This is a genomic window from Deltaproteobacteria bacterium, from assembly GCA_009929795.1.
Taxonomy (GTDB): Bacteria; Desulfobacterota; Desulfovibrionia; order Desulfovibrionales; family Desulfomicrobiaceae; genus RZZR01.
Window position 1 is genome coordinate 12,746 of the sequence record RZZR01000020.1, and the last position, 16,872, is coordinate 29,617.

Here is a 16,872-nt window from a genome sequence, read left to right on the forward strand (position 1 = left end):
TTTAGAACGGCCAGAAGAGCGGGATGAGGGGGACGGCGACCCCGGCAACGATGAGAGACAGGGGCAGACCGAGGTGCCAGTAGTCTCCGAATTGGTAGCCACCGGGGGCCATGACCAGGGCGTTGGACTGGTGCCCGACCGGGGTCAGAAAGGCGCAGGAGGCGCCCACGGCCACGGCCATGAGCAGGGGATCGGCCGAGACGGCCATGCCCTCGGCCAGGGTCAGGGCGATGGGGGCCATGAGGACCGCGGCGGCGGCGTTGTTGACCACGTTGGAGAGAAGCATGGTGCCTACCAGAAGCACGGCCAGGGTTCCCATGGGCGGAAGATGGCCGGACAGAATCAGCATCTTTTCGGCGATGAGCCTGGCTCCACCAGTGCTTTCCAGGGCGTGCCCCAGGGGGAAGAGGGCTCCGAGGAGAACGATGATGGGCCAGTCCACGCTTTCGTAGATTTCTTTCAGGGAAATGAGGCCGACGAGGATCATTAAAACCGCGGCGGCCACAAAGGCCACCTGGACCGGCAGGACGTTGAATGTGGACAGGAGCATGGCGGCGATGAAGATGCCCACGGAGGAAAGGATTCTCGAAGGCCTCCCCATCTGGAGTCCCCGTTCAGCCAGGGGCAGGCAGCCGCAGTCCTTGAGCAGGGTCTGGAGAGCGGCGTCGGTGCCCTGGAGCAGGAGGATGTCGCCGATGATCAGCCGGGTCTGGCCCAGTTGGCGCCTCAGTCGGCGGCCGCGGCGGGCAATGGCCAAAAGGTTGACCCCGTAACGGTGGCGCAGGTCCAGAACGGCGGCCGTGGATCCGACCAGGGGGGAATCCGCCGCGACAACCGTCTCCATGATCCGGACCTCCTCGGACCCCAGAGTGGCCTTGGGGTGGGTCTTGCTTTCGGCCAACCGGAGTCCCAGACCGTCGACAAGGGTCTTCAGATCCTCGGAATCGGCCTCGACCATGAGGATGTCCCCGGCCTGGATGATCATGTATGAAGATGGAGCCGGGAGATGGCGGTCGTCGCGGACCAGGTCAACCACCGAGGCCTCGGTCTCCTGCTCCATGGCCGAGATCAGATGGAAGACCGTCTTGCCTACGAATTCGCTGTCCTCGGGGATCAGAATTTCGCTGAGGTAGCTGTCGATTTCGAACAGTTCGTCGGGCGAGTCCTGGGTCTCGCGCTTGGGGGTCAGGCGCCAGCCGATCAAGGAGATAAAGGCCAGCCCGGCCAGGGCCACGGCCGCGCCCACAGGGGTGAAATCGAACATGCCAAAGGCCGGCTGGCCCGTTTGCTCCCGAAAGAGGGCGATGATGATGTTGGGCGGGGTGCCGATGAGGGTGATCAGCCCGCCGACCAAGGAGCCGAAGGCCAGGGGCATGAGGAGCAGGGACGGGGACCTGCCGCTGCGTCGGGACATCCAGATGGCCACAGGCATGAGCAGGGCCAAGGCCCCGACGTTGTTCATGAATCCGGAGCAGACGATGACGATGGCCGTGAGGGCCGTAACCTGGGCCACGGGCCGGGTGCCGACCCGGGACAGTTGGCGGGACAGGGCGTCGACGACCCCAGCGTTTAAAAGTCCCCGACTGATGATCAGGACCGCGGCTACGGTGACCACGGCCGGGTGGCCGAAACCCAGGAATAGCTGATCGGCCCCGATCAGGCCGGCCAGATAGACCAGCAACAGGGCGGCCAGGGCAACGAGATCGTATCTCCACCGGCCCCAGACAAAGAGCACCAACGTGGCGCCGAGTATGCCAAAAACGGTCAGTTGATCACCGGTCATGGCCTGGATTTCCTTGGACCGCGTCAGGTCCGGATGATTGTTGCACGTTTCAGGCTTGGGGCGGAGTCGGTTTGAAGTGGACGTCCTGTTGCGGGTAGGGGATGGTGATGCCTTGGCGATCGAACTCGGTCTTAATCGCCTCCAGAAGATCCCATCTGACGGCCCAGAGTTCACTGGTCTTGACCCATGGGCGGACAAAGAGGTTCACGCTGCTGTCGGCCAATTCACCGAGGACGATGGTCGGTTTTGGGTCGGGCAGGATGCGATTTTCTTTGGCCAGGATGTCGGCCACGATCTTCTTGGCCTTGGCCACGTCGTCGTCGTAGCTGATGCCGATGACCAGATCCAGGCGGCGGGTCGGGTTGGCCGTGATGTTGGTGATGTTCTGGCTGAGGACTCGGGAATTGGGGATGAAGATCTTCTGGTTGTCCGGCGTGATCAGAACGGTGTTGAAGATGTTGATGGAATCCACCGTGCCGGAGGTTCCGGCCAGGTCCACGAAATCCCCGACCTTGAAGAAGCGGAAGATGATGATCATGACCCCGGAAGAGAAGTTGGCCAAGGAGTCCTTGAGGGCCAGGCCGACGGCCAGTCCGGCGGCGCCGAGGATGGCCATGAAGGAGGTCACGCTGATGCCGAGCTGGCTGATGGCCGCAATGACCACGGCGGCCATAATGGCGTAGTAGGCAATGTTGCCGAGAAAGGTGGATAGGGTCTGTTCGATGCGGCCCCTTTTCAAGGCGGCCTGAATGAGGTCGGAAATCTTACGGGAAACCTTCATTCCGAGATAGAAGATGAGCACGGCAACGATGAGCCGAAAGCCGTATTCGCTGACCCAGGAGACGAGGTCGTGCAGGAGATCGATCAGTATTTCCTTCTTGAAGGATGTCAGGTCCAATTTGTTCAGGTCGATGGTTCCGTTCATGGATACTCCTTGTTGCGATGCTTTTGGAAATTTTTGTAACGGAAATCCCCTGTTCAGACAAGTTTGGCCGTGTCGAGAGTCCGGAAACCGGGCCGGGAAAAGTTTCCGGCCACGCGTCACGAAATGCACATTCGCCGAACGCGGTTTCGCTCCAAGGCATCGAAAGCCCATGTCTGAACGATTTTTCTTCATCACGAAGGAACAGGTAAGCCGGATTGGTTTGGAATGTCGCGGCCTCGATTCTGTTCTTGCCGAAAAACCCGGATTGGCCAATGTTGGATTGGTGAGGCAAAATCATCTTGCGTGTGGGAAACACGTTTCGTTTAATCGCCTGGAGTCTTGACCATGACCGAGGATTCGATATCGGCCCGGGGCCTGTTTCCCCGGGGGCTGGATCAGCCGACAGAAGGCTACCGTTTTTCCTTTGATTCGCTGCTCCTGGCCGCGTTTGCTCCGGCCGGAAGGCGTATTCTCGATCTGGGGGCAGGGTGCGGGGTGGTGGGGCTGACCATCCTCCTGCACCGGATTGATTCGGAATCTCGAATCGTGGGTTTGGAGCGGACTCCGGTTCTGGCGGACTGCGCCGAGAGAAACGCCATAAGTCTCGGGTTTGGGTCCCGGTACGATCTGATTCGCGGCCGGGTGGAGGACCTGCCCGGAGCCCGATGGTTCGATGCTGGGAGTTTTGACGGCGCAGTCATGAATCCGCCCTTCAGGAGTCCGGGTTCGGGGCGGGTTTCGGAGCGGGAGGAGGTCCGCTCGGCCCGGTTTGCCGGGGGAGGGGTGCTGAAAGCGTTTGTCCAGGGGGCGGCTTGGGCGGTCCGGACCGGGGGATGGGCGGCGGTTGTCTTTCCTGCCGAGCGTTTGTCTGAATTGCTCGTCCTGTTGACCGGGGTCGGGCTGGAGCCCAAGCGCCTGGTCATGGTCCACCCCAGAAGAAGGGAACCCGCCCGGCTCGTCCTGGTGGAGGCCAGACGAAACGGCTCGCCGGGTCTCATTATCGAGCCGCCGCTGGTTCTTCACGTCGGTCGGGGAGCGAAAACACGATTGACCCGGCAGGTCCTTCGGTTCTGCCCCCATCTTTCCTGCAATCAGGGGCTTTCCAAAAACGATTTGAACGGGTGAGCTTTCAGCCGACCATGACCGGGTCGAACACGTCTCCGGTCAGGCATTCTCCGCCGACGTCGGTGACCAGAAAGGTGTTCTCCACCCCGACCATGCCCAGACCGGGAATGCCTAACTTGGGCTCCAGGGCCAGAACCATGTTCGCTTCCAGGGGGGCGGCGAAGCGGCGGGCGACGACCGGGTGTTCGTCCACGGTCAGACCGATGCCGTGGCCCAGGAAACGGACCTTGTTGCCGCCGAGGCCCATGAACCCTTCTTCCCATCCTTCCTTTCGGGACAGCTCCCAGTATCTGGAGAATAACTCTTCAGGAATGGCCCCGGGTTTCAGTTCGGAAGCTAGTTCAGCCTGGATCCGCTGGCAGAATTCCTGAGCCCGGCGAGCCTGGTCAGGAATTCTGGACCCGGCAGCCCAGTAGACCTGGGTCTTGTCGGTGTGGTAGCCCTCCAATCCAAAACCGCAGTCCACGGTCAGGGGTCGGCCCGGTTTCCAGATCTTGTCCCGGCTGCCCATGAAGGGCACGGCCGGATGGACTCCGCGCAGTCCCACCGGGCCGTTGAAGACGCTTGGGTGGATGCCGCTGATTCCGGCCGAGACATGGCCGAGAAAGACCTCCTCGCCCGGAGCCTGCATGCGCATCATGCCCTGATGACCCAGCTCAAAGAAGACCTGCCAGAGGGCCACGGCGATGTCGTATTCGGTCATGCCCGGAGCGATGTGTCTGGGAAGTTCCTCATATTTGGCCTGGTGGTGTCGGCGGCCGGCCTCGCGCATGATGGCGATCTCGAAGTCGGTCTTGACGGCCCGGGCCAGGCCGATGGCCCGATCACCGGGAAGAAAGACGATGTCCGGCATTCGGTTTTGCAGGAGGGTGGCCAGAGACCACGACAACCCGGTCATTTCGGCGGCCACGGGCCCGGCCAAGGGGGAGCCGGATTCCTTGGCCAGACCGGGAATTTCCGAATAGGACACGAATTCGACGATGGCCGACAGGGGGGATTCGAGCCTGGCCCGTTCGGCGGCCTTGCGACAGAAGAGAATCGGACGCCCGTCAAGGGGAATCCAGAGCAGGCCGTTGGCCCAGGTTCCGGTGAAGTAGAAGATGTTCAGACGCGAAAAGATCATGGCTCCTCGGGCCTGGGGAGCGATACGGGGCAGGTGGTTCCGGAAGGCGGCAAGTCGCCGGTCGGATTCGGCGCGGGCAAAAGTCTCGGTGTCGGGCATGGCGAATGGGGATTGTGGGGCCCCGTGCGGGGCCCCGGTTTGGAAAATGTCAGTGGCTCGGCCTCAGCCGAGGTCCTCGGTCAGGACCATGGCCCGGGCGGCCTTGACCTCGTCCAGGCGGCGGACCGGGGTGGCCAGCGGGGCCCTGTGGAGGCTCTCCGGGTCTGTCTCGGCCCGGGTCAGGATTTCGATCAGATCGTCCACGAAGCGGTCCAATGTGGCCTTGGACTCGGTCTCGGTGGGCTCCATCATTAGGCATTCCTTGACAATGAGAGGAAAGTAGATGGTCGGGGCGTAGTGGCCTTTGTCCAAGAGGGCCTTGGCGATGTCCAAAGCTCGGACGCCTTTTTGGGCCTGAGCCGCGGCCGAGGCCACGAATTCGTGCATGCAGGTCCGGTTGTAGGGGATTTCAAGGTGGTTTTCGATGCGCCGGCGCAGATAGTTGGCGGCCAGTACGGCCCGTTCCGAGGCCCGGACGATGCCCTCGCGCCCCAGACGCAGGATGTAGGCATAGGCCTTGAGGATGACGCCGAAATTGCCATAAAATGGGGCGATGTAGCCGATGGTCTTGGGGTAGTCGTACTTGAGGAAAAACTGTCCGTCATCGAGTTTGACCACCCGGGAGACGGGCAGATAGGGCTCAAGTCTCGGAGAGACGCCCACGGGTCCGGAACCCGGGCCGCCCCCGCCGTGGGGGGTGGCAAAGGTCTTGTGCAGGTTCAGGTGGACCACGTCGAAGCCCACGTCGCCGACCCGCATCTTGCCCATGATGGCGTTCAGGTTGGCCCCGTCATAGTAGAGCAGGGCATCCCGGGCATGGAGCATGTCCACGATGGTTTTCAGGTTGCGTTCGAACAGGCCCAGGGTGTTCGGGCACGTCATCATCATGCCGGCCACGTCGTCGTCCAGAACCTTTTCCAGGGCTGTCGGGTCCACGATGCCGTCCTTCGAGGGAATGCCGACCACGTCAAAGCCGGCGATGCCGGCCGAGGCTGGGTTGGTGCCGTGGGCCGAGTCCGGAACGATGATCTTGGTCTTTTTGTTTCCCTTGTCGGCGTGGTAGGCGGCCATGAGCATGACCCCGGTCAGTTCGCCGTGGGCTCCGGCCATGGGCTGGAGGGTGAAGGCGGCCATGCCCGTGATTTCCTGGAGGAGGCGCTCGGTCTCATAGAGGACCTCCAGGGCCCCTTGGGTCAAATTGCCGGCCCCCCGAAGCTGGGGGATGAGGGGGTGCAGGCGGGTGAATCCGGGCAGGGCGGCCACGGCTTCGTTGATCTTGGGGTTGTACTTCATGGTACACGACCCCAGGGGATAGAAGTTTCCGTCCACGCCGTAGTTCAGGCGGGAAAGGTTGGTGAAGTGCCGGACCACGTCCAGTTCGCCCAGCTCGGGCAGGGCCGGAGGCGTCTGGCGTAGCAGACCGGTCGGTAGAATGTCGGCGGCCGTACGGGTTCCATTTTCCGGCCAGCAGCCCTGGCGGCCGGGAACGGATTGCTCGAACATGGTTTTCATGACAGGGAGCCCTCCATTCTTTCGGCCAGGATGCCGATGTCTTCACGGGTGGTTTTTTCGGTGCAGGCCACTAGCAGACAGTCGTCCAGACCGGCGTAGTAGCGGCCCAGGGGAAAGCCCGGGATGATGCCTTTTCCTAGGAGCCGGTCGATAACCGTGAAGGAACTGAGCGGCAGGCGGACAGCGAACTCGTTGCCAAAGGGGGAGTCGCTCATAAGGCAGACTCCGGGAATGGCCGTCAGACGGTCGGCGGCTTGATGGGCACGCTCCATGGACACCTCGGCCGTGCGCCTAAGACCCTCGGGTCCGAGCTGGGCCATGTAGGCCAGGGCGGATAGGGCGCAGAGGGACTGGTTGGAACAGATGTTGGAAGTGGCCTTTTCCCGCCGGATGTGCTGCTCCCTGGCCTGGAGGGTCAGGACATATCCGGTGCGACCGTCGATGTCTTCGGTTCGGCCGACCATGCGGCCGGGCATCTGGCGCAAGAGTTTGGCCGAAGTGGTCATGATGCCCAGGTACGGCCCGCCGAAACTGAGAGGCAGGCCCAGACTCTGGCCCTCAGCCACGGCGATGTCGGCGCCCATCTCGCCGGGGGTTTTCATCACGGCCTGGAGGACCGGATAGACGTTCATGATCGTGACCACGCCGAATTTGGCGGCTGTGGCGAACAGGGTCGTGAAGTCGTTCACGGTCCCGAAGAAGTTTGGGTTCTGGACGATGATCCCGGCCGTGTTCCCGTCCAGTGCCCCTTCCAGGGCTTCGAGGTCGGTGCGGCCCTGAGCGTGGGACACGGTGACCAGTTCGAGGTTCAGGTTCCGGGTGTAGGTGCCCAGCATGACCCGATAGATGGGGTTGACGCCCTCGGAAACCACAAAGCGGCGTTTTTTGGTCTGACGAACGGCCATCATCATAGCCTCGTACAGGGCCGTGCCCCCGTCGTAGACCGAGGCGTTGGCGTAGGGCAAGTCCAAGAGCCTGGTCACGGCGGTCTGGTATTCGAAGATGGCCTGCAGTGTGCCCTGTGAGGCCTCGGGCTGGTACGGGGTGTAGGCGGTCAGAAACTCGCCCCTGGCCAGAAGAGCCGGGCCGGCGGCCGGGATGTAGTGGTCGTAGAACCCGGCTCCCAGGAAGCTGGTCAGGTCGGTGCGGTTTTTGGACGCCAGACTTTCAATGCGGGACAGGACCGACATCTCGCTCTGGCCGGGAGGCAGGTCGAAGCTTCGGGGGCGGAATTCATCCGGAATGTCACGGAAGAGTTCCTCAATGCCGGAAACGCCCACGGCATCGAGCATGAGGTGTTCCTCTTCGGAAGTGTGGGGGATGTAGGGCATCAGTGGGCCTCGGATGTGACGTGGTCGGCGTAGGATTGGGCCGAGAGGAGGTCCGACGGAAGGTCGGTTATGGCGAAGCGGATGAACCAGCCCTGTCCGTAGGGGTCCTGGTTGACCAGTTCCGGAGAAGCCTCCAGGGTGATGTTGACCTCGGTGACCTGACCCGAGGCCGGTGCATAGATCTCTCCGGCGGCCTTGACCGATTCGACGCTGCCGATCTCTTCGCCAGCGGTGAACTCCCGGCCGATCTCGGGCAGCTCGATGAAGGTCAGATCTCCCAACTGCTCCTGGGCGAATTGGGTGATGCCCATGGTCGCGGTTTGGCCTTCGACGAGAATCCATTCATGGGATTTGGTGTACATAAGATTTTCAGGTATCATGATGTTTCTCCTTGGATGTGGGAATGTGTTGTCGAGTGGTTGCATATAAACATTGGCCGGGAAGGGCAACCGCGACTTTTCAGCCCTGGCCCAGACACGACAGTGCCCGCGCCGCCGTGCTCGAAGTTGCCAGTTTGGGCCGGTTGGGCTAGAGGTTTCCGGTGAAATGGTCGGATGGACCGGCCTCAATCCTGATGCTCAACCAAGGAGAGGAGTGTATGCGCAAGATTGTGCTGGGTTTTTTGGTCGCCTTGCTTGCTATGGCCGTGGCGGCTGGTCCTGTCGCAGCCAGGGCCCTGACCGATGACGAGATCAAGCGGACATTGGCTGCCATTGAGGAAATGAAGCCGCTCTGGGATGGAGCGGTTGATGATTCGGAAGAGGAAGATGAGGCGGTTCCCGATTTCATGGTCGATCCGAACATGTCCGATGGCGTGCAGGGCGACTACCAGATTTTCGGCCCAGAACAGATTCGGGACATTGAGAATAACGCAGAACTGCGAACCATTCTCAAACGCAATGGTTTTACTTCTGAAACTTGGGCGGCCACGGCCAACAGGGTGATCAAGGCCTTTGTGGCCGTTGAGATGGGCGAGTCCATGGCTGAGATGCGTCGGGAAATGGAGTCTGAGATGGCCGCGATCCAAAAGGACCCGAACCTCAGCCCGGAGCAGAAACAGCAGATTCAGGCTCAGATGGAGGGCGTCATGCTCACCTTGTCCAAGAATGTCGAGGCCCCGGAAGAGGATAAAAAGGCGGTCATGCCGTATCGGGAACGATTGGCCCAGACCCTGGAATGGAACGAGGACGGAATGGCAGAATAATTTTTCCGAACCGTTGGGCTGGAAATGAGACTCAGGGCCGGTTCCGCTGATAGCGGTTTACGGCCCTGTTGTGTTCTTCAAGGGTCCGCGAAAATTTGTGACTCCCGTCTCCCTTGGCCACGAAGAAGAGGAGGTCGTGTTCCTCGGGGTTCAAGGCGGCCCGGATGGCTTCAAGTCCCGGCGAACAGATGGGTCCGGGCGGCAGGCCGGAGTGCCGATAGGAGTTGTAGGGATTGTCGGAGTCCCGAAGGTGATTTCGGGTCAGGTTGCCGTCAAAGGCCTGGGCCAACCCGTAGATGATGGTCGGGTCGCATTGAAGAAGCATGCCCCGGTCGAGCCGGTTGGCGAAAACCCCGGCGATCGTGGCCCGTTCCTCTGGGCGTGCGCTCTCCTTCTCGATCAGGGATGCCAGGGTGACGACATCGTGGGTCAGGGCCGGGTCGGTCAGACCGGCCCGCTGGAATTCAGGCCCGGCCTGGGCCTTGAACTGGGCGAGCATGGCCAGGATTACCGGCCGGGGATCGTTGGTCGTCGGCCGTGGCAAAAGATAGGTGTCCGGCCAGAGGTAGCCCTCCAGGGTCTCGGCGGGAATGCCCAGGGACCTGACCCATGTCGCATTGGTTGCCCAGACCGAGAAGTCGTCGGTATCGGCAAGGCCGGAGGCCCCGGTCAGCTCGGCGGTCTGCCACCAGGCCAGGCCTTCGGGGATGGTCAGACGATGAAGCAGGGTAGGCCCCCTGGTCAGGGCGTCGAGGAGACGGTCCGGTTTCCATCCGGTTTCCAGGGCGTATTCTCCGGCCCTGATTCGAGCCTGGTCGTCGCGGGCCCGGGCCAGAAGTCGCAGGCGGTTGGAAGAGGACGTCAGGGAGTTGAGGGCCAATCTCCGGGTGGCCGAGGCCAGGCTTTCTCCGGGAGGGATGGTGAAGACGACGATTCGGCTCGGGATCTCCGGGGGGAGGAGGAGAAATCTCATCCAGTCCAGGGCCGCGCCCAGACAGAGCGCGATCACGAGCCACGTGATCAGGTCGGGAATGATTCCTTTGCGGATCACGTCCCCTCCGATTCGTCCAGGCGGGCGGGCCGACCCGTCTTCAGGGCTTCCAGGAAATCCCGGACGATGACTGTCGCGGCCATCTGGTCAACCAGACCCCGGTCCCGGTCCCGGGCCTTTTTCCGACGCCAGGTTCCGGCCTCGTGGAGCATTCCTTCGGCCTCGACGGAGGTCAGCCCCTCCTTTTGGAGATAGATAGGAACATCCGTGCGTCGGGTCAGGCTCAGGGCGAAGTTCCGGGCCTGCCGGGTGGTCAGGTTTTCCTTGTCTTCGAGATCCAGGGGCAGGCCGACGACCGCAGCCCGTGCCTCGGTTTCGTCAAAGGCCTTCAGCACGTCCTCGAAAAGGTGGGCTCTGGTTTCCCATCGAACGACCCGCAAGGGGACGGCCAAACCGGTATCAGTGTCCCCGAGGGCCAGTCCGACCCGCTTCAGTCCGTAATCGATTCCCAGAATCCGCATTTCGACCTTTTCAGAACCTCGGCAGGTCGCAGAGGCGAATTCCGTTTTCGACGCTTCCGCGAATCACGGCCTGGCTCAGATCCTTTTTCCAAGACACCCCACCCAGGGCCAGGGCCAAGTATTCCAGAGTGTGCAGCACGCGGTTCGGGAGGTCCATGTTCAGGAGGGAACGGGCGACCCCGATTCTGCAGGACGGACAGCCGACCAGGATGGGGGCCGAGGCCCATTCGGGTCTCGAAAGGTCGCTTTCCAGGCGGATTATCTTGGCTCGACGAATTCGGTTGTAGATCTCCGGCGAGGTCAGTGCCCCGAGACCGCTTTCCCCGCAGCAGCCCGGGGTTAGACGGACAGGTCGGCCAAGGGCCTTTCCCACGGCCTTGGCGTAGGCCTGCCCTGCCTTGTCCGGAGCCTGGCCGGTCCACTCGGCATGGCAGGCCGGGTGGTAGAGGACCGGTTCGCCACCCTGGATTACCGGCAGATGTTCAAGCAGGAACTGAAGAGCGTCCATTCGCTCCAGAGGTCGGCCATCCACGGCCAGGGAGTAGTCGCGGGTGCCCTCGCGGCAGGTTCCGCAGGCGGTGATCATGGTTTCGACAGCTTCGAGTTGACACTCGGCCAGAAGCTTCTGCAGGGCTTCGACATTCTTGATCCGGTTGCGTTCGAATGCGGCCTGGGCCCCTGAGGCCGTCAGCGGGTAGCCGCAGCAGAGGTGCCTGGGTGGCAGAAGCACGGCATGGCCGGTTCGAAGCAGGAGATAGACCGTGGCCATGCCGATGTCCCGGTAGAAGAGCCCGCCTCCGCATCCCGGAAAATAGAGAACCGCCCCGGGGTTCTGGACACCCTTGGGAGCCAGAACCGAAGACCTGGACAATTCCAGGACCTCGGCCAGGTTTCGGAAACCGGTGGACGGTCCCGGACCGCTCACGAGGGGGTTTGAGGCCAGTTCGCGCCACCGGGCCGGAACCAGACCGACGACCCTGGACTGGAAGGCCTGAGCCACGGAGGCCGCCTTGGCTGCCACGGGCAGGGTCTTGTCCGGGGAGCCGCTCAGAAAGCCCAAAACCCTGGCCTTGACCGGATGGCCGGAATGCCCCTTGGCGTCCAGATAGGAGCGCATACGCAGGGTGACGTCGTGGCTCTTAATCTTGACCGGACAGATGGCCCAGCATTTGCCGCAGGCCGTGCAGTGTTCGATCATCCTTCTCAGTTCGTCCAAGAGATCCGGCTCGGGTTCACCGGTCCTGATCTGGGAGTAGTAGAGGGCCTCGATGAGGGCCCCAAGGGTGATGTTCTTGTTTCGCGGGTGGAAGAGAAGGCCTTGTTCGGGCTGGTACATGGGACAGACCTGCTTGCATTTTCCGCAGCGGGTACAGGTCTGGATGTTGGTCAAGAGATCGATGAGGGCTTCCTTGCCTTCGAGCGCCGTCTTGTTGATGTCCCGGATGAGACGGTTGAAGGAGAATGTGTAGGGAGCCACGACCGGGTCGCGCTGGGTGAGTTTGCCGGGATTGAAGACGTTGTTGGGGTCGACCCGATTCTTGTATTCGCGCAGGGCGTCGATTTTGTCTTGGGGGAGAAAGGAAATCTTGGTGATGCCGATGCCGTGTTCGCCCGAGATGACTCCCCGCAGGCGGAGCACCTCCTCGAAGACCTTGGCCGCGGCTTCTTCGGCCTGCCGGAGCATGTCCAGATTGTTGGAGTTGACGGGAATGTTGACGTGACAGTTGCCGTCTCCGGCGTGCATGTGGTTGGCGATGAGGATGCGGGTTCCGTTCATCTCCTCTAGAATGGCGTCCAGTTCCTTTGCCAGGGCCGGATACCGGCTCTTGAGGTCCTGAAAGAAGTAGAAGACCTGAAGCTGGAGCTCCTGCTCGGGGATGTCCTCCTTGCCCAGACGACCCTTGATGATCCGGGCGGTGACATCAAGTTCCATCTTGACGAACTCGTCGTCCACGTCCACCCCGGGTAGGGCGCTGACTTTCTGTAGGGCCGACCGGTAGGCCTGGGCCAGGTAGTGGAGGTTCAGCCGCTCCAGGAAGTCGGCGAATTCGGGTACGACTTCTAGGGGTATGACGATGTCCTCGTTGATCTTGAACCCGCTGGTCCGCTTGGCGATGGCGCTTAGCTGGTGACGGTCGTGCCAGAACCGTTCGGCCTCGGCGGTGCCCCTGGCCACGAACACGTCGACGTTGTCGTAGGCTGCGGCGATGTCCACGATTCTGGCTTCGGCCTGGGCCAGGGCCTCGGGGTGGTCGGAGTCCATCTGTATGATCAGAACGGAAATGGGCTCGCCCTCGTAGCGAGACGATTTCTTGCGGTACTCGATGGCCTGGACGTACTTGCTGCCGAATTCCTCCAGGGCTGAAATCTTGACTAGGTCGCCCTGCTCCCTGATGCGGTCGCGCAGGGCAGCCACGTCCTTGATGACCAGCATGGCGTTGTGCATGGTCCGGCCGAAAAACTCCATGCACAGGACCGTGGAATGATCGAGTTGCTTGTGGAGGGTAAAGCAAGCCTCGGTGATCAGTCCGTCCACACCCTCCTTCTGGATGCCGGGCAGGCCGCCGAGCCACTTGTTGGTCACGTCCTTGCCAAGGCCAAGCCCCCGAATCTGCTCTCCTGGCAAGCTGACGGTTTCCAGAATCCGGCCGGCCGGGTCCATGACGTCGAAGATGGCCGAGTCACCCGCCAGAATCTTGTGTCGGGGATGATCCCGACGGACGATTTCGACCACTTCCCCCGAGGCCCGGACCATTTTGTAGCTCAGGATATTGTCCAGGGTTGTGCCGTATTCGAAGGCAAAGGGGCCGCCGGCGTTTTCCGAGACGTTGCCGCCCAGGGATGAAGCGGCCTTGGAGGCCGGGTCCACGGTGAAGAGCATGCCCCGCTCGGCCCCGGCCTTGGCGGCGTCCAGGGTGATGACTCCGGCCTGGGCGCAGAGAATCATGGCTTCCGGATCGACGCGGAGAATTTTCTTCATCCGGCTCATGCTCATGACCACGGTCCGCCACTTGGCCGGCACGGCGCCGCCGGTCAGACCCGATCCGCCGCCCCGAGGAACGATGGAGAAGCCCAGTTCGTTGGCCAGAAGGACCACGGACTGAACCTGCGAGGTGTCCTCGGGAAAGACCACTAGGGCCGGAAGCTCCATTCGTAGGTCGGTGGCGTCGGTGGAACATTCGATGAGGGTGTTGGGAGCGTCGGAAACGGCTCCAACAGGCAGAATGGATTTCAATCGTTTTTTGAGATTTCGGGTGAACTTCCGGTCGGCCTCGAATCGGTTCCAATACCCCTGGAGGCATTTGGAGAGATCCTGGAAGTATTGGGGGGATAGGGCCCCCTTTTCGGTCATGAGCCGGTCGTGGACGCTCTGCCAGACCTTTCGTGGAGAGATGAAGGGGTTGTAGCGGATGAGAAAGAGTTCCTCGGCCAGATCCAGGGCGATCTGCTGAAGGTACTCGGGCCAGGTCTGGAATTCTTCCAAAGGCAGGCCGAGAACGCGTTTGACCAGTCGATCCGAGGACAGGGAAATATGGGGGCCTTTATGGGTCATGCTCGTGGGGGGTTGGTTCAGGTCCGGGTCGGGCGGGCTCGGCTCTGATGTTGAATTTCATCATCTACTTCCGATGGTTGGTCTTGGCAAGGCACCTTTGCATTTATATTAATAACATATTGAATATATTATATTTTAATTCATTTTTTTTCTCGTATCGGTTCTGGAAGAATTGGACATGACCGAGGTGGGCGTGATTCTTGCGGAGATGGGGATGGCATGCTATGAGCAATCCGTTGAACGATTTCGGGCGGATCGAACATCTAACACAGTCGAGGATGATGGAGTTCATGGATAACGAAAAGATCGAAAAAAAGGCTGAAAATGGAAAAGTGCGGGAGCGGAAAAAGGCATCCGAGTTTCGCAAGATCCAATGGCGCCATTTTCTTCGAAGGCTGACCACTGTCGATCAATGGTCCTTGCGGGGCAGATTTCTGTACCTGACGGGTGTCCTCCTGGTCATGGGGAGTTTTTTTCAGATTTATTGCCTGTCATCTGGCCTGAAGACGGCCATTCGGGATCGGGCCCAGGAAGCCCTGGTCGCGTCGTCTTTGTCGGTTGACCGGCATCTGCAGGATCGGCAGGCCCTGATTCTTTCCCAGGTGGCTGTTTTGGCCTCCATGCCCGAGATCAGGTCCTTGCTGGCGGGGGGCATGACCACGGAGCTTTCGGCTCTTGCCGAGGCTACAGCCGACAGGCTCGGACTGACCCTGGGTGTGGGCCCCTGGAACATCGATTTTCGTCCTTTGAAGGCTCCGATATTGGGTCCCGGCCAGAATTCAACGGTTGCCGATTCCCTGATGCTCATGGCTCTTGAACGGAATGCCGCACAAGCTGGTCTGGATACCCTGGACGACAGACCGGTGCTCCGGGCCTTGGCCCCGGTGGGAGGTCGGCACGACATTTTGGGGATTGTGGAAATTAGCATTTCGTTGGTCAAGGTTCTCCGGGATCAGACGGCCCCCAATACGAGCATGCTTCTGCTCACCCGTGACGATCTTGGAGGTTGGACCGTTCTCGATGGCTTCGGCGTCGGATGGGACCATGGCCGCAGAACCATTGAAGGTGGAAGGCTTCCGGAGTCGTCGGAGGAACGATTTTACTCCTTGAAAACCATGACAAATTCAGCCGGGCAGGAGGTAGCCTCCCTGCTTCTTGGATACAATGCGAGTCTCTTGGAGGAGAGCCGGATCAACGGAGTCTATCAGTACGGCGGGCTTTTTGTTTTCGGGGCCATTGTGTTCTGGGCTATCCTGTTTTTCAATCTTAAGCGCATCGAGCAGTTTATCCTTCGGTTCAAGAAGATTCTCATCGCCTCCCACGCCAGCGAATTCAAGGAACGGTTCGAGACCGACCACGTCCATTGTCTGGAGGTCCTTCACTGTCACAACGAGGAGTGCCCGGTCTACAAGGACCCGTCCAGGGTCTGTTACCTCGAAACCGGGTCCGAGGCCATTTCGCCCGTCTGGCGGGACACCTGCATCTTCCTCAATCGCTACGACACATGCCGGAACTGTCCGGTCTACGCTATGCGCCGGGGCGACGAACTTTCTGAGATGCGCAACGTGGTCAACACCATGATGCGGCTGTGGGCAAATTTCCTGTCCCGGACCGGGCACCTCCTGGCCTATGTTCTCCGTAGCCAGGAGACGAGCGGGCAGGTGCCATCCCTCGACCAGGTTTCCAAGCGACTGGAGCAGATGGCCAAACTGGCGTTTTTTAGTCACGACGTTCAGGGAACCATCGATAAAAATGAGGTGTACGCCCAACTGGCCCATGTCTTTAAACATGATTTCAACTTGAAGACATTTGTCCTGTTTGAGGTCGACCACGAAGCGGACCGGATCGTCATTGCCCTGGACGAGAGCAAGGAGATGCTCTGCAAACGTGAGGTGCTGCTGTCCACGGAGGTCTGCCGCGCCAATCGGGCTGCCGAGGAGGTTCACTCGTTCTACAATCCGGTACTCTGTCCCCATTTCAACTGCGACCACGCGCAGCATGTCCGTTGCTGCCTGCCCATGGTCATGGGCGGCAAGGTCGGGGCCATCTTCACCTTCCTGATCAATCGCAACCTTTGGGAGCGGGCCAGAGCAGAGGTCGTGCCGGTACTCCGCAAGTATCTGGACGAGGCGGCCCCGGTGCTCAGTTCCCTCAATTTGCTCCATCTGTCCAAGGAGCAGGCCCTGCGCGATCCCCTGACCCATATCCACAACCGACGGTTTTTGGATGAGTTCATCTCCAAGTACGAGCCTTTGTCCGAGCGCAACGGCCGGAGCACCGGGCTTCTCATGGCCGATTTGGACTATTTCAAGCAGGTCAACGATGAATTCGGCCACGAGGTCGGGGACCAGGTTCTCAAGGACGTGGTCACCCTCATGAGCGAATCGATTCGGCGTTCGGATCTTCTGGTCCGCTACGGCGGAGAGGAATTCCTGGTTCTTTTGCAGGACGTTCAGCCCGGAGCGGCCGTGGAGGTGGCCGAAAAGATACGTGCCGTGGTTGAGCAGCACGCCTTTGTTGTCGGCGAGGGCAAGGTGATTCATAAGACCATCAGCCTCGGGGTGGCCGAATACCCTGAGGATGGCAATACCATGTACAAGGCCATCAAGTTTGCGGACGTGGCCCTGTACGAAGCCAAGAACCAAGGCCGCAACCGGGTGGTCCGCTTTAAGCCGGAGATGTGGCAGTCGGATCAGTATTAAGGC

General features: G+C 60.8%; 12 protein-coding genes. 3 read left to right on the plus strand and 9 right to left on the minus strand.

Translation table 11 applies throughout. The features are described from left to right. Position 1: 1 nt before the first annotated feature. Both EOM25_04030 and EOM25_04035 read right to left on the minus strand, forming a co-directional pair. A complete protein-coding gene (locus EOM25_04030) occupies positions 2-1,783 on the minus strand; it encodes an SLC13 family permease (GenBank protein ID NCC24359.1) in 1,782 nt (593 codons plus the stop codon). A 49-nt stretch (positions 1,784-1,832) separates the two neighbouring features. Continuing rightward, on the minus strand, positions 1,833-2,708 hold the full coding sequence (locus EOM25_04035) for a mechanosensitive ion channel (protein NCC24360.1): 876 nt from the start codon (positions 2,706-2,708) through the stop codon (positions 1,833-1,835). Between the two features lie 345 nt (positions 2,709-3,053). On the opposite strand from EOM25_04035, the gene EOM25_04040 reads away from it, so the two are divergent. Further along, entirely contained in the window at positions 3,054-3,833 is a 780-nt protein-coding gene (locus EOM25_04040; GenBank protein NCC24361.1) for a methyltransferase, read from the plus strand. 4 nt (positions 3,834-3,837) lie between these two features. Here the strand turns inward: EOM25_04040 and EOM25_04045 are convergent, their stop codons facing one another. From EOM25_04045 to gcvH, 4 genes are all read right to left on the minus strand, one after another. Then, positions 3,838-5,055 carry an aminopeptidase P family protein gene (locus tag EOM25_04045; protein ID NCC24362.1) on the minus strand — a complete coding sequence of 406 codons (1,218 nt, stop codon included), beginning with the start codon at positions 5,053-5,055 and terminating at the stop codon, positions 3,838-3,840. Positions 5,056-5,118: 63 nt separating this feature from the next. Then, positions 5,119-6,567 carry a glycine dehydrogenase subunit 2 gene (locus EOM25_04050; GenBank protein NCC24363.1) on the minus strand — a complete coding sequence of 483 codons (1,449 nt, stop codon included), beginning with the start codon at positions 6,565-6,567 and terminating at the stop codon, positions 5,119-5,121. Further along, positions 6,564-7,898, minus strand: a complete 1,335-nt coding sequence (locus EOM25_04055; protein ID NCC24364.1) for an aminomethyl-transferring glycine dehydrogenase subunit GcvPA — start codon at positions 7,896-7,898, stop codon at positions 6,564-6,566. Before EOM25_04055 ends, EOM25_04050 begins: the two co-directional genes overlap by 4 nt. After that, positions 7,898-8,278: a glycine cleavage system protein GcvH gene (gene gcvH, locus EOM25_04060; GenBank protein NCC24365.1), complete on the minus strand. Its 381-nt coding sequence runs from the start codon at positions 8,276-8,278 to the stop codon at positions 7,898-7,900. Before gcvH ends, EOM25_04055 begins: the two co-directional genes overlap by 1 nt. Positions 8,279-8,496: 218 nt before the next feature. Here gcvH and EOM25_04065 point away from each other — a divergent pair, with 218 nt between their 5' ends. Continuing rightward, positions 8,497-9,102, plus strand: a complete 606-nt coding sequence (locus EOM25_04065) for a hypothetical protein (protein NCC24366.1) — start codon at positions 8,497-8,499, stop codon at positions 9,100-9,102. Between the two features lie 31 nt (positions 9,103-9,133). On the opposite strand, the gene mltG is transcribed toward EOM25_04065, so the two are convergent. Genes mltG through EOM25_04080 form a run of 3 tightly spaced genes read right to left on the minus strand, consistent with a single transcriptional unit; the run spans position 9,134 to position 14,167 of the window. Continuing rightward, positions 9,134-10,153 (minus strand): endolytic transglycosylase MltG, encoded by a 1,020-nt coding sequence (mltG, locus tag EOM25_04070; protein NCC24367.1) that lies wholly within the window; start codon positions 10,151-10,153, stop codon positions 9,134-9,136. After that, on the minus strand, positions 10,150-10,614 hold the full coding sequence (ruvX, locus tag EOM25_04075) for a Holliday junction resolvase RuvX (protein ID NCC24368.1): 465 nt from the start codon (positions 10,612-10,614) through the stop codon (positions 10,150-10,152). The genes mltG and ruvX overlap by 4 nt, the downstream gene beginning before the upstream one ends. 10 nt (positions 10,615-10,624) lie before the next feature. Next, complete coding sequence (locus EOM25_04080) at positions 10,625-14,167, minus strand: FAD-binding oxidoreductase (GenBank protein ID NCC24369.1); 3,543 nt, start codon at positions 14,165-14,167, stop codon at positions 10,625-10,627. Positions 14,168-14,391: 224 nt separating this feature from the next. Here EOM25_04080 and EOM25_04085 point away from each other — a divergent pair, with 224 nt between their 5' ends. After that, positions 14,392-16,869 carry a diguanylate cyclase gene (locus EOM25_04085; GenBank protein ID NCC24370.1) on the plus strand — a complete coding sequence of 826 codons (2,478 nt, stop codon included), beginning with the start codon at positions 14,392-14,394 and terminating at the stop codon, positions 16,867-16,869. Positions 16,870-16,872: the final 3 nt, after the last annotated feature.